General features: G+C 75.6%; 10 protein-coding genes. 5 read left to right on the top strand and 5 right to left on the bottom strand.

What is annotated here, in order from left to right; translation table 11 throughout:
• Positions 1 to 81: 81 nt before the first annotated feature.
• From ACH01S_RS08365 to ACH01S_RS08350, 4 genes are read left to right on the top strand one after another with little or no spacing between them, the layout of a single operon-like run.
• Positions 82 to 1,824 (top strand): ATP-binding protein, encoded by a 1,743-nt coding sequence (locus tag ACH01S_RS08365; protein ID WP_067887396.1) that lies wholly within the window; start codon positions 82 to 84, stop codon positions 1,822 to 1,824.
• A 16-nt stretch (positions 1,825 to 1,840) separates the two neighbouring features.
• Positions 1,841 to 3,019 (top strand): metallophosphoesterase family protein, encoded by a 1,179-nt coding sequence (locus ACH01S_RS08360; protein WP_067887394.1) that lies wholly within the window; start codon positions 1,841 to 1,843, stop codon positions 3,017 to 3,019.
• The gene (locus ACH01S_RS08355) at positions 3,019 to 5,460 is read left to right on the top strand and encodes an AAA family ATPase (protein WP_067887391.1); all 2,442 of its coding nucleotides are present in this window, start codon (positions 3,019 to 3,021) and stop codon (positions 5,458 to 5,460) included. The genes ACH01S_RS08360 and ACH01S_RS08355 overlap by 1 nt, the downstream gene beginning before the upstream one ends.
• On the top strand, positions 5,460 to 6,443 hold the full coding sequence (locus tag ACH01S_RS08350) for a hypothetical protein (RefSeq protein ID WP_067887387.1): 984 nt from the start codon (positions 5,460 to 5,462) through the stop codon (positions 6,441 to 6,443). The genes ACH01S_RS08355 and ACH01S_RS08350 overlap by 1 nt, the downstream gene beginning before the upstream one ends.
• Here ACH01S_RS08350 and dacB read toward each other — a convergent pair.
• Positions 6,434 to 7,951 carry a D-alanyl-D-alanine carboxypeptidase/D-alanyl-D-alanine endopeptidase gene (gene dacB / locus ACH01S_RS08345; protein ID WP_067887384.1) on the bottom strand — a complete coding sequence of 506 codons (1,518 nt, stop codon included), beginning with the start codon at positions 7,949 to 7,951 and terminating at the stop codon, positions 6,434 to 6,436. The two genes, ACH01S_RS08350 and dacB, sit on opposite strands and share 10 nt — an antisense overlap.
• A gap of 157 nt (positions 7,952 to 8,108) precedes the next feature.
• Between dacB and ACH01S_RS08340 the strand changes: the two genes are divergently transcribed.
• The gene (locus ACH01S_RS08340; RefSeq protein ID WP_246237079.1) at positions 8,109 to 9,008 is read left to right on the top strand and encodes a universal stress protein; all 900 of its coding nucleotides are present in this window, start codon (positions 8,109 to 8,111) and stop codon (positions 9,006 to 9,008) included.
• Between the two features lie 21 nt (positions 9,009 to 9,029).
• Here the strand turns inward: ACH01S_RS08340 and ACH01S_RS08335 are convergent, their stop codons facing one another.
• The 4 genes from ACH01S_RS08335 to ACH01S_RS08320 form a co-directional block, all read right to left on the bottom strand.
• Positions 9,030 to 9,629, bottom strand: a complete 600-nt coding sequence (locus tag ACH01S_RS08335) for a TetR/AcrR family transcriptional regulator (RefSeq protein ID WP_067887782.1) — start codon at positions 9,627 to 9,629, stop codon at positions 9,030 to 9,032.
• 93 nt (positions 9,630 to 9,722) lie between these two features.
• Complete coding sequence (gene dmpG / locus ACH01S_RS08330; protein WP_067887378.1) at positions 9,723 to 10,745, bottom strand: 4-hydroxy-2-oxovalerate aldolase; 1,023 nt, start codon at positions 10,743 to 10,745, stop codon at positions 9,723 to 9,725.
• A complete protein-coding gene (locus ACH01S_RS08325; protein WP_083980455.1) occupies positions 10,742 to 11,689 on the bottom strand; it encodes an acetaldehyde dehydrogenase (acetylating) in 948 nt (315 codons plus the stop codon). Before ACH01S_RS08325 ends, dmpG begins: the two co-directional genes overlap by 4 nt.
• On the bottom strand, positions 11,689 to 12,483 hold the full coding sequence (locus tag ACH01S_RS08320; protein WP_067887375.1) for a 2-keto-4-pentenoate hydratase: 795 nt from the start codon (positions 12,481 to 12,483) through the stop codon (positions 11,689 to 11,691). Before ACH01S_RS08320 ends, ACH01S_RS08325 begins: the two co-directional genes overlap by 1 nt.
• Positions 12,484 to 12,560: the final 77 nt, after the last annotated feature.

Below are 12,560 nucleotides of genomic sequence, written 5' to 3'. Positions count from 1 at the left end.
TGCGGGTTGCCACGGGTTTGTCCGCGGGTGCGGTTACCCTGCCGTGAACTGGTGGTCCGCGGGTGATTCGGGTGGGGACGCATGGCCGACGAGGCGGCGGCGGGACAGGTCGTCGGACGGGTGCTCGGGACGCAGTCGGCGACGCCGCTGTCGTTCTGGGTCGGGCTTGAGCCCGGCACCGTCGTCCAGCTGGACGAGGTGATCGCGGCCCGCCGGGACGTGCCCGGACGCGGCGAGGTGCTGATCGCCGGGGTGGTCACGAACGTCGAGGCCCGGCACGAGGGCGCCGCCTACGACTCCGACGTCTTCCTGATCGCCGAGGGCGTGCTGCCCGCGGCCGTGGTGGAGGCGGCCGAGGTCACGGTCACCCGGGTCGAGCCGGAGGTGTACGTGCCGCCGCTGCCCGGCTCGACCGCGTCCCGCGCGGGGGAGCGGGAGCGGGAGCGGGCGCTGTACTTCGACGTGATGGAGCGGCGCGTCCCGGTCGGGCTCGGACGCGACGGCGAGCCGATCCACGTGAACATGGACTTCCTGGACGGCACGCGCGGCGCCCACGTCTCCATCTCCGGCATCTCCGGGGTGGCGACCAAGACGTCGTTCGCCACGTTCCTGCTCTACTCGATCTTCAACTCGGGCGCGCTCGGCGCCGAGGCGCACAACACCAAGGCGCTGATCTTCTCGGTGAAGGGCGAGGACCTGCTGTTCCTCGACCACGCCAACAAGCGGCTGGACGCGGACGCCCGCGAGGCCTACCGGCGGCTCGGGCTGGAGCCGAACCCGTTCGGCAGCGTCCACGTGTACGCGCCGCCGCGGCCGGGCGACCCGAACGGCACGCCGCACGTGTCCGCCCGCACGCAGGACGTCAGCCCCTTCTACTGGACGCTCGCCGAGTTCTGCCGGAACGAGCTGCTGGGCTTCGTCTTCGCCGACGCCGAGGACGAGCGGGCCCAGTACACGATGCTGATCGGGCAGGTCGCGGCGCGGCTCGCCCGCACGGCCGAGCCCGTCGGCGGCGCGGTGCGGCTGCGCGCCACCGACGACGCCGAGCCGGTGGTCTGCCGCACCTACGACGACCTCGTCCGGTTCGTGGAGGAGGCGCTCACCGACGAGGACGCCCGCCGCGCGTGGGGCGCGCAGCTCATGGGGCTCGGCACCGTCAACGCGTTCCTGCGCAGGCTGCGGTCGTCGGTGCGGGCGCTGTCGCCGATCGTCCGGGGCGACCTGTCGGCGAAGGCGTCGATCGCGACGGAGTCGCAGGTCACCGTCGTCGACCTGCACAACCTGCCGGAGCGGGCGCAGCGGTTCGTCGTCGGCGTGGTGCTGCGCGGCGAGTTCGCGCTGAAGGAGAGCACGGGCAGCGCCCGGCCGCTGCTGTTCGTCGTCCTGGACGAGCTGAACAAGTACGCGCCCCGCGAGGGCGGCTCCCCGATCAAGGAGATCCTGCTGGACGTGGCCGAGCGCGGCCGGTCCCTCGGCGTGATCCTGATCGGCGCGCAGCAGACGGCGTCGGAGGTGGAGCGCCGGATCGTCGCGAACTGCGCGGTCCGGGTCGCGGGACGGCTGGACGCGGCGGAGGCGTCCCGCGGCGAGTACGGCTGGCTGCCGCCCGCAGCGCGCGCCCGCGCCACGATCGCCAAGCCGGGGACGATGTTCGTCGGGCAGCCCGAGATCCCGGTGCCGCTGGCGGTGGAGTTCCCGTTCCCGGCGTGGGCGACCCGTCCCGCCGAGGCGGCGCCGCCGCCCGCCGCGCGGTCCGGGCCGGGGCGCGCCGACCCGTTCGCGGGGCTCGGCGCCGACGCCGACGAGGAGGTCCCGCCGTTCTGACGCACGGGGAGCGGAGATGAGATTCCTGCACACCGCCGACTGGCACGTCGGCAAGGTGCTCCGGGGCCGGTCGCGGTTCGAGGAGCACGCGCGGGTGCTGGACGAGCTGGTCGGCGTCGCCCGGGAGGAGGACGTCGACGCGGTCGTCGTCGCGGGCGACGTGTTCGACGGCGCCGTCCCGACGCCGCCCTCGCAGGCCCTCGTGATGCGGACGCTGATGGCGCTGCGCGAGGACGGCCGCGAGGTGGTCGTGCTCGCGGGGAACCACGACGACCCGCGCCTGCTGGACGACGTGTACCGGCCGGTGCTCGGACGCCTCGGCGTCCACGTCGTCGGCAGGTTCCGGCGGCCGGACGACGGCGGCGTCCTGGCGTGGACGTCCCGGTCCGGCGAGCCGGTCCGGCTCGCGGCGATGCCGTTCCTGTCGCAGCGGTACGTCGTCCGCGCGCTTGAGGCGCTCACCGGCACGCCCGACCAGCACAACCGCGACTACGCCGACCGGTTCGCGCGGCTCGCGGACGCGCTCACCGCCGGGTTCGGGTCCGACACCGTGAACCTCGTCGCGGCGCACGGCACGCTGCCCGGCGGGCGGCTCGGCGGCGGCGAGCGCGAGGCGCAGACGATCTTCTCCTACTACTTCGAGTCGGCGGCGTTCCCGCCGTCCGCGCACTACGCGGCGCTCGGCCACCTGCACCGGCGGCAGCGCATGCCGGGCCCGTGCCCCATCTGGTACAGCGGCTCCCCGATCGCGGTCGACTTCGGGGAGGAGCAGAACACGCCGGGCGTCCTCGTCGTGGACGCCTCGCCGGGGCGCCCGGCCGAGGTGCGGGAGGTGCCGCTGCGCGGCGCCCGGGTCCTGCGCACCGTGACCGGCACGCTCGACGAGCTGGCCGCGATGCGCGACGACCTCGCGGACGCGTGGCTGCGCGTCGTCGTCGCCGAGCGGCCGCGCGCCGGGCTCGCCGACGACGTCCGGGAGATCCTGCCGGACGCGCTGACCGTCGACGTCGACGAGGCGTTCCGGCCCGCCGCCGCGCGCCGCCCGGCGTCGCTGACCGGCGGCGGCGAGTCCCCGACGCCGCGCGGGCTGTTCCGCGCGTACCTGGAGCACAGGGGCCACGAGGACGAACGGGTCGTGGCGCTGTTCGACCGGCTGCACGACGAGCTCGACGGGCATGGGGGAGGGGACGCCTGATGCGCCCGCTGTGCGTCCACATGGACGACTTCTGCAGCTACCGGACGCCCACCTCGGTGGACCTGCACGACGTCGACTACTTCGTCCTCGTCGGCCCGACCGGCTCGGGGAAGAGCACGGTCATCGACGCGATCTGCTTCGCGCTGTACGGATCGGTGCCGCGCTGGGGCAAGGAGAACGTGATCAAGCTGGCGCTGGCGCCGTCCGCGAACTCGGGGCGGGTGGCGCTGGTGTTCGAGTCGGCGGGCCGCCGGTACGGGGTCGTCCGGGCGCTGGCCCGCAGCAGCCGGGGCACGGTGGCGACCAAGACGGCCCGGCTGGACGAGCTCGACCCGTCCGTCGACCCGGCGGACGGCATCGAGGCGATGCTCGGAGCCCAGGTCCGGTCGGTGGCCGAGGGCGAGGGGGTGACCGCCGCCGTCGAGAAGGTCACCGGGCTGGAGTTCCGGTACTTCACGCAGTGCGTCGTCCTGCCGCAGGGGCGGTTCGCCGACTTCCTCCAGGCCGAGCCGAGGAAGCGGCAGGACCTGCTCGTCCAGCTCCTGGACGTCGGCGTGTTCGAGGCGATCATGAAGCGGGCGGGCGAGGAGGCGAAGGCGGCCGAGGCCCGCGCCGGTTCGGCCCGGGCCAGGCTGGACGAGCTGGACGGCGCCGACGAGGCCGCCGAGGACGCGGCCGCCCGCCGCCTGAACGAGGTGCGGGCGCTCGAAGACCGGGTCCGCTCGGCCCTGGACGACCTCCAGCGGACGGACGCCGAGATCCGCGAACGCGAGTCCGAGGCCGAGCACGCCCGCGACCTGCTCGCCGCGCTGACCGCGCTCGCCATGCCCGCGGACGTCCCGACCCTCGCGGACGAGCTGAGGTCCGCCGCCGACGAGACGGAGCGCCTCAAGCGGGAGGTGGCGCGGCACGAGCGGGCGGAGGGCGCGGCGCGCGAACGGCTCGACGCCCTCGGCGACAAGGCGGCCCTCGCCCTGGCCGCCACGGCGCACCGCGAGCACGCCCGCGTGACCGCCGAGATCGAGACCGCCCGCGCCGACGCCGAGCGGGCCCGCCGGGAGACGGACGCCGCCGAGGGCAGGGCGGCCGCCGCCCGCGCGGACCTCGAGGAGGCGGAGCGCGAGCGGCAGCGCGTCCGGGACGCGCACACCGCCGCCGACCTGGCGCGGCGCCTGTCCGCCGGAGAGCCGTGCCCGGTGTGCCTGCGCGAGGTCGCCGACCCGCCCGAGCACCACGCGCCGCCCGCCCTCGGCGCCGCCGACCGCGACGTCGAGGCCCGCAAGCGGGACCTCGACGAAGCGCAGGCCGAACACCGGAACCTGGAACGCGGGCTGTCCCGGCTCGAAGCGCACCTCGACGGCCTCGCGCGGCAGCTCGCCGTCCAGGCCGAGCACATCGGGGCCCACCCGGAAGAGGCCGACGTCCGCCGCCGTCTCGGCGCCGTCGCCGAGGCCGAGGCCGCCGCCGCGGAGGCGCGCCGCGGCCTCCGCGCCGCGCGCGACGAGCTGGCCGGGGCCGAGCGGCGCCGCGCCGAGCTGGACGACAGGGCCGCCGAGGCGATCACGAAGCTGGACGCGGCGCGCGACACCGTCGTGGCGCTCGGCGCGCCGCCGCTCGACCGGTCCGACCCGCACGCCGCCTGGACGGCCCTCCTCGCCTGGCGCGACCAGGAGAGGGGCCGCCGCGAGCAAGCCGCCGGGGAGCTGGAGAACGACCTGGGCGCCCTCCACCGGAGGCGTGATGGTCAGCGGGGCTCGCTCGCCGAGGAGCTGGCCGCCCACGACATCGCCGCGCCCGCGTCCGTGGAGGGCGTCCGCGAGGCCGTGGTGGAGGCCCGGAACCGGGCCGAGCACCGCCTCGCCCGCGTCCGCGACGACCGGCGGCTCGCCGGGAGGCTCGCCGAGGAGGTCCGCCGCCATGAGCGCGACGCCGCCGTCGCGCACGACCTGGCCCGGCACCTGCGCGCGAACAACTTCGAGAACTGGCTGTGCGGCGAGGCGCTCGCCGTGCTGGTGGAGACCGCGTCGCAGACGCTGCGGGAGCTGTCCGGCGGGCAGTTCGAGTTCGTCCTCGACGACCGGAACGCGATCGAGGTGGCCGACCACACCGAGGCGGGGCTGCGGCGCAGCGTGCGGACGCTGTCCGGCGGCGAGACGTTCCAGGCGTCCCTCGCCCTGGCGCTCGCCCTGTCGGACCAGGTCGCCCGGTTCGGCGGCGGCGCGGCCCGCAGCCTCGACTCGATCTTCCTGGACGAGGGCTTCGGCACCCTCGACCCGGTGACCCTCGACACGGTCGCGACGACGCTGGAGCGGCTCACGGCGAACGGCGACCGCATGGTGGGGATCGTCACGCACGTCCCGGCGCTGGCCGAGCGGGTCCCCGCCCGGTTCGACGTGGCGCGCGACAACACCGGCTCGCACCTGACGAAGAAGGCGGTCTGATGGCACGGACGACCACGGCGCCGCGGGCCGCCATCACCGTCGACCCCTGGGACCCGGGGTACGCCACCTCGCTCACCGCCGAGGCGCTCGGCGAACTGGACGCCGGGTCGCGCCGCCAGCTCGACCTCGGCGTGGAGCTGCCCGCCGACCGGTGGCGGCCGGTCACCCCGGCGGCGGCCGGGCTCCCGCCCGGCGGGCTGATCGTCGCGGACGGGGTGCGCCGCGTCGAGGCGCGGGTGTGGGTCGCCGACCCGGACGGCGGCATGCCCGCCCCCGGCATCGCCGCGTCCTGCGCCGCCGGGCTCGTCCGCTGCCGTCCGGGGCGCCCGGCGGAGCTGGCCGAGGTGGACGTGCGCCGGTCGCTGTTCACGCCGTCCCCGCACGCCGCCGACGTCGCCACCTGGGCGGGCACCTACCAGGCGGAGAAGGCGCAGGGCGGCACGGCCGAGCAGCTCTCGCTCGCGCTGCAGCGGCGGCTGACGGACGTGGAGGTCGGTCTCGCCACCCGGTACCGGACGGAGTCCGGCCACGACGACGACCTCCTCATCGTTGACGGCCCGCTGCGCGGACGCGCCCACCTGCCGCGCACCGTCGGCTACGTCAAGACCCACCACGCCGCCTACCTGACGGGCGCGCAGGCGTCGGTGCTCGCGGCGCTGCGGCCGGGGCAGCGGACGCCCGTGTTCCTGATGACGACGAGCTGGGCGCGGCACTCCTGGTACCTGCGGCTGCCGACCCCGTCGGACGCGCCGTGGGCGGGCGTCGCCCGCTGCGAGGCCGCTCCCGACCTGCCCCGCAAGGCGGTCGCGGAGCTGGCCGACCAGAGCGCGGCGATCATTCCCGCGCTGGCGGGCGTCGACTACAAGGATCCGCGCGCGCCGCAGAACCTCGTCCCGATCGGCGGGCTGGAGAAGGTGCTCCGGCACCGGCTCGGCGACGCGGGCCTGCTGTACCGGGCGCTGCGCACGGTCGCTCAGGGCTGAAGGCCGCGCGTCCAGGTCGGTTCGAGGCGGCCGCCGTCCGCCGGGGCGAGGCCGCGCGAGCGCGCCGCCGCGCGGGGCCCGGCGGCGAGCCGGACGGCGATCGCGTCCTCGATGTCCTTGGGCGCGCCGCCGGAGTAGCCGTTGAACACGATCGAGAAGATCAGCCTGCGGCCGTCCGGGCCGGTGACGTAGCCGGACAGGGCGGTGACGCCGGTCAGCGTCCCCGTCTTGGCGTGCACGTTCCCGGCGGCGGCCGTGCCGCGCATGCGGTTCGCGAGCGTCCCGCCGACGAGCGGACCGGGCCGCCCCGCGACCGGCAGCGCCGCGTACCAGGCGGGGAACCACGGCTGCCGCCGCGCGCTCCGCAGCAGGGCGCCGAGCTGCGTGGCCGTCGTGCGGTTCGAGCGGCCGAGGCCGGAGCCGTCGGTCATCGTGATCCGGGACGTGTCGACGCCGAGCCGGGTGAGCCGGGCGCGGATGGCGGGCAGCCCGGCCGCCCACGTCCCCTCGCCGCGCGCCTTCCGGCCGATCGCCTTGACGAGCGTCTCGGCGATGACGTTGTTGCTGAGCTTCAGGAACGGCGCCGCGAGCCGGGACAGCGGCATCGACGTCCGGGACGCGACGGTCCGCGCGCCCGGCGGGGTCCGGCCGCGCCTGGTCGCGCCCGTCACGCGGACGCCGTGCGCCGCCAGCGCGCGGCGGAACACGTCCGCCGCGTACAGCGTCGGCCGCTCGACCGTCCGCAGGACGGTCGCGTCCGCCGCGTCCGCCGGGTGCGACCCGGTCACGACGATCGTGTCGGACCCGTTCTCCCTGTTCACGGCGAGCGTGGACGGCGACCCCGCCGCCCCCGTGGTCGCCCTGTTGTCGATCTTCACGACGCCGGTGGCGGGGGTGAGCCCCACCGCGACCGGCTCGCCCGGACGCGTCGCGGCGACCGAGACCTGGACCGAGCCCGCGTCGAAGTCGTCGTTCGGCGAGACGGTCAGCGCCGACGTCCGCCCCGCGTAGGCGTACTGGAGGTCGTCCGGCTCCCAGCCGTCGGGGACCCGGTCGGCGTCGAACCAGGTGTCGTCCGCGACGAGGTCGCCGCCGACCTTCCGCACGCCCGCGGCGGCGACGGCGGCGGCCAGCCGGTCATACTCGGCCGCGCGCATCGTCGTGTCGCCGGTGCCCTTCAGGTAGAGGTCGCCGCCCCTGACGCTCACCGCCGTCCGGAACCGGTACCCGGCGCCGAGGATCTCGAAGGCGGCGGCGGAGGTCTGGAGCTTGTTGTTGGAGGCGGGCATGACCCGCCGCCCGCCGCCCCGGTCGTAGCGGACGCGGCCCGTCCGCGCGTCGCGGACGACCACGCCGACCGCCGCGCCGGACAGCCGCCCGTCCCTGAGGATCGCGTCCAGATCCCTGGCGAGGCCGCCGTCCGGGGCGGCGTTCGCGGGGAGGGCGGCGGCGCCGCCGACGACCATGCAGCCGCCCAGGAGCAGGCCGAGCCCGACGCTCTTGATCATGACCTCTGAGTTTACGGTCCGGGGGTCGGGTACCAATGGGCCTTGACCATTCCATCACCTCTTCTTGCCTCGGACGGCGCGTCCCCGTCACGGGAGTGCCGTACGAGTTGAGATGGCACGTTCCCAGGGACCTTTGTCCTCTTCTGGAGTGGACCGGATGCGCGCAGACTGGCAGGAGGAGGGCAGGCATATGGACCGCGGAGGAAGGACCCGAAGACCGAGCGTCCTGTTCGGCTTCGACGGGACGCCCGAGAACGACGCCGCGCTGGGCTGGGCCGTGGACGAGGCCCGCCGGCGCGACCTCGACCTGGAGCTGTGCCACTGCTGGCACTGGCCCTACGCGAGCGGGCACGTCGACCGCGACGCCGAGACGATCAGGCGGCGGGCGGGCGACAACCTGCTGGAGCGCGGGGTCGCGCGGGCCAGGGAGCTCGGCGCGCCCGCGGTGCGGCGGCGGCTGGTGCGCGGGCCCGCGGCGGCGGCGCTGCTGGAGGCGTCCCGCGGCGCCGAGCTGATCGTGATCGGCGCGCACGAGCGGCTGGACCCCGGCGCGACCGCCCTGGAGGTGCCCGCGCGGGCGGACCGGCCGGTGGTCGTCGTCCGGGGCCCGACCGGCGGGCCGGGCCCCGTCGTCGCCGGCGTGGACGGGACGTCCCGCTGCGACGCCGCGCTCGGCTTCGCGTTCGAGGAGGCCGCGCTGCGCGAGCGGGACCTGCACGTCGTGTACGGCTGCTGGGAGCCCGGCGCGGTGATGGACGCGGAGCTGGCGCTGTTCAGCGACCGGGAGCTGCTGGAGAAGACGCGCGCCGCCGAGCTGGAGGACGCCGTCGCGCCGTGGCGGGACCGCTGGCCGAAGGTCGAGGTCACCGTGTCGCTGCTGCTGGAGCGCCCGTGCGAGGCGCTCCAGGACGCGGTGGCGGGCGCGGCGCTGCTCGTGCTCGGCGACCGCGGGACGGGCACCGACCCGCTCGGCGCGACCAGCTCCAGCATGCTGCGCCTCGCGCCGTGCCCGGTCGCGATCGTCCCCGGCAGGCCCGGCGGCCGACCCGGCGGCTGACCCCGGCGCCCCCGGCGGCGGCTACGGTTTCGCGACGAGGGCGGCGGTCGCGGCGAGCGCCGGTTCGGCGGGCTGGTCCGGGTCGAGGATCAGCTGCAGCATGAGGCCGTCCAGCACCGCCGTGCACAGCATCGCGGTGCCCTCCCGGCGCTCGGCGGGCCAGTCCGGGCAGGTCTCGGCGAGCCGGGCGGCGACCCGGCCCCGGACGGCGCGCGTCCAGTCCCGCCGCTCGGCGCCCATCCGCGGGTCGCGCAGCGCCCTGACCAGCAGTTCCGCGGCGAGCCTGAGGTTGCGCTCGGCCGCCACGGCCGGGACCCCGGCGCGCATCGCGGCCACCGCGGACGCCGTGTCCGGCGCGGCGAGCAGCGCGTCCAGCACCGGGTCGACGACCATCTCGGTGGCGCGCCGCGCGACCGCCACGTGCAGGCCGGGGAGCCCGTTGAAGTAGTGGTGGAGCAGGCCGGGCCGGATCCGGGCCCGGTCGGCCACGGCCCGCGCCGTGATCGCGGGCCAGCCGCCCTCGGCGAGGAGGTCGAGGCCGATCCGCACCAGCTGGTCGCGGCGCGCCCGCCCGCGAGGAGTCGACGCGGCGCCCTGGCCGGCCGGGTCCTCGGGGGTCATGTCGCCCAAGCTATCCCAACGGTTGCACCGTGCAAAGATCGTTGAGCGGCCGCCCGGCGGTGCCGGACGGCCGCTCAGCGGCTTCGACCAGGGTCAGGAGGCGCGCTCGCGCTCGGCGGCGAGCTGCAGCGCCACGTCGATGATCATGTCCTCCTGGCCGCCGACGTACCCGGCCTCGCCGACCTTCTGCAGGATCTCGTGCGCCGGGACGCCGTAGCGCTCCGCCGCCCGCTCCGCGTGCAGCAGGAAGCTCGAGTACACGCCCGCGTACCCCTGCGTGATCGCGCCCCGGTCGGCGAACGGCAGCCGGTGCAGGAACGGCTTCACGACGTCGTCCGCCGCGGCGAGGGCGCCCTGCACGTCCACGCCGGTCGGGACGCCGAGCCGCTCGAACGTCGCGACCAGCACCTCGGTGGGGGAGTTGCCCGCGCCCGCGCCGAGCGCGCACAGCGCCCCGTCGATCTGCCTGGCCCCGTTCTGCTGCGCCAGGACGGAGTTCGCCACGCCCAGCGACAGGTTCTGGTGCCCGTGGAACCCGACCTGCGCCTCGTGCCCGATCTCCTTGACCAGCGCGCTGATCCGCTCCTGCGCGTCGCCGAGGACGAGCGCGCCCGCCGAGTCGACGACGTAGACGCACTGGGCGCCGCCGTCCACCATGATCCGGGCCTGCTTCGCCAGCTCGTCCGGGCCGATCCGGTGCGACAGCATCAGGAAGCCGACCGTCTCCATGCCGAGGTCGCGGGCCGCCGCGAAGTGCTGCAGCGACACGTCCGCCTCGGTGCAGTGCGTCGCGATCCGCGCGACGGACGCGCCCGCGTCGTGCGCGAGCCTCAGGTCCTCGACGGTGCCGAGCCCCGGCAGCAGCAGGACGGCGATCTTCGCCTGGGACGCCTCGTCAACGGCGGCGGCGACCAGCTTGACGTCGTCCTCCAGCGAGAAGCCGTAGTTGAAGGACGACCCGCCGAGCCCGTCGCCGTGCGTGACCTCGATGACCTCGACCCCGGCGGCGTCCAGCGCGTGCACGACCCCGCGGACCTGCTCCTCGGTGAAGCGGTGCGCCATCGCGTGGCTGCCGTCCCGCAGCGTCGAGTCGGTGATCCTGATCTTCTCGGTCATGAGGTCGCCTTCCTGCGCGCGAGCTGCTCGCCGACCCGGGCGGCGGCCGCGGTCATGATGTCGAGGTTCCCGGCCCACGGCGGCAGGTAGTCGCCGTTGCCGCGGACCTCAAGGAACACCGCGACGCGGGCCATGCCGTTCCAGATGTCGCGGGGCTCGTCGAACTGCGGCTCGGCGCGCAGCGTGTAGCCGGGGACGTAGGTCTGCACCTCGGCGACCATCTTCTCGATCGACGCGGCCACGGCCTTCGTGTCGGTGTCCTCCGGGATGGCGCAGAACACCGTGTCCCGCATGATCATCGGCGGGGTGACCGGGTTCAGGATGATGATCGCCTTGCCCCGTCCGGCGCCGCCGACCCGCTCGATCGCGCGGGCGGTCGTCTGGGTGAACTCGTCGATGTTCGCGCGGGTGCCCGGCCCCGCCGAGCGGGACGCGATCGACGCGACGATCTCCGCGTACGGCACCGGCACCACCGACGACACGGCGTGCACGATCGGGATCGTCGCCTGCCCGCCGCACGTGATCATGTTGAGGTTGGGGGCGTCGGACAGCGTGTCCAGGTTCACCGGCGGGCACACGAGCGGGCCCGTCGCGGCGGGCGTCAGGTCGATCGCCGTGATCCCCGCCTCCGCGTAGCGGGGCGCGTTGGCGAGGTGCGCCTTCGCGGAGGTCGCCTCGAACACGAGGTCGGGCTTCGTCGGCTGGGCGAGCAGCCAGTCCACCCCCTCCGCCGACGCCGGGACGCCCATCTTCCGGGCGCGCTCCAGGCCGTCCGACTCCGGCACCACCCCGACCATCGAGTGGACCTCGATCAGCTCGCTGCGCGTCAGCTTGACCAGCAGGTCGGTGCCGATGTTCCCGGGCCCGACGATCGCGGCCGTCAGCTTGCGCCGTGCTCCCTGCGAGGGGGCGACCCCCCGCGCCCCCCGGGTCGCTTCGCTCATCAGTGCTCCTCCTTCCCGAACCGCGCGGTCACCGTGCCGACGCCCGCGAACGTCGCGGTCAGCGTGTCGCCGGGCGCGACCGGGACGGCCGCGGTGATCGACCCGGGCAGCACCACGTGCCCGGCCTCCAGCGACACCCCGCGCTCGCCGAGCACGTTCGCCAGCCACACCAGCGCGTTGATCGGCGAGCCGAGCACCGCGCCGCCCGCGCCCGTGTCGATCAGGTCGCCGCCGCGGCGCAGCAGGCACCCCATCAGCGACAGGTCCAGGCCGTCCAGCCGGACGGGGCGGGTGCCGAGCACCACCCCGCCGCTGGAGGCGTTGTCCGCGATCGTGTCCGGCAGCGTGATCTTCCAGTCCGCGATGCGGGAGTCGATGACCTCCAGCGCGGGCAGCACGTACTCGACGGCGGCGACCGCGTCGGCGGCGGTCGCGCCGGGCCCGGCGAGCGGGCGGCCGAGCACGAACGCGATCTCCGGCTCGATCCGCGGCTGCAGGAAGCGGCCCGTGGGGATCGGGGCGCTGTCCTGGAAGAACATCGTGTCCAGCAGGACGCCGAAGTCCGGCTGGTCGACGCCCATCTGGCGCTGCATCGCGGCCGAGGTCAGCCCGACCTTGTGGCCCTTGATCCGCGCGCCCGCCGCCGTCCACGCCTCGACCTGCGCCTGCTGGACCGCGTAGGCGTCGGCCACCGTCATGTCCGGATGGCCCGCCGTCAGCGGCGCCACCGGGGTGCGCGTCGCGTAGGCGTCGAGCAGCGCGGCCGCGGCCTTCTCCACCGAACCCGGATCCATGGGGCCGTCCTTCACACGTCGTCTCATCGGCTGGCACGCCGAGCCTCTCCCGCGCGGCCCACCTCGGGCAACGCGGC

The sequence above is a fragment of the Actinomadura chibensis NBRC 106107 genome (genome assembly GCF_001552135.1).
GTDB classification, from domain to species: Bacteria; Actinomycetota; Actinomycetes; order Streptosporangiales; family Streptosporangiaceae; genus Spirillospora; species Spirillospora chibensis.
Note: the sequence above shows the minus strand (reverse complement) of the source record. Positions and strands in the feature narration are given on the sequence as shown.

Excerpts from the sequence above, each read along its gene's own strand:
- ACH01S_RS08365 (WP_067887396.1), top strand. The coding sequence starts at position 82 with ATGGCCGACGAGGCGGCGGCGGGACAGGTCGTCGGACGGGTGCTCGGG.
- ACH01S_RS08360 (WP_067887394.1), top strand. The coding sequence starts at position 1,841 with ATGAGATTCCTGCACACCGCCGACTGGCACGTCGGCAAGGTGCTCCGG.
- ACH01S_RS08355 (WP_067887391.1), top strand. The coding sequence starts at position 3,019 with ATGCGCCCGCTGTGCGTCCACATGGACGACTTCTGCAGCTACCGGACG.
- ACH01S_RS08350 (WP_067887387.1), top strand. The coding sequence starts at position 5,460 with ATGGCACGGACGACCACGGCGCCGCGGGCCGCCATCACCGTCGACCCC.
- dacB (WP_067887384.1), bottom strand. The coding sequence starts at position 7,951 with ATGATCAAGAGCGTCGGGCTCGGCCTGCTCCTGGGCGGCTGCATGGTC.
- ACH01S_RS08340 (WP_246237079.1), top strand. The coding sequence starts at position 8,109 with ATGCGCGCAGACTGGCAGGAGGAGGGCAGGCATATGGACCGCGGAGGA.
- ACH01S_RS08335 (WP_067887782.1), bottom strand. The coding sequence starts at position 9,629 with ATGACCCCCGAGGACCCGGCCGGCCAGGGCGCCGCGTCGACTCCTCGC.
- dmpG (WP_067887378.1), bottom strand. The coding sequence starts at position 10,745 with ATGACCGAGAAGATCAGGATCACCGACTCGACGCTGCGGGACGGCAGC.
- ACH01S_RS08325 (WP_083980455.1), bottom strand. The coding sequence starts at position 11,689 with ATGAGCGAAGCGACCCGGGGGGCGCGGGGGGTCGCCCCCTCGCAGGGA.
- ACH01S_RS08320 (WP_067887375.1), bottom strand. The coding sequence starts at position 12,483 with ATGGATCCGGGTTCGGTGGAGAAGGCCGCGGCCGCGCTGCTCGACGCC.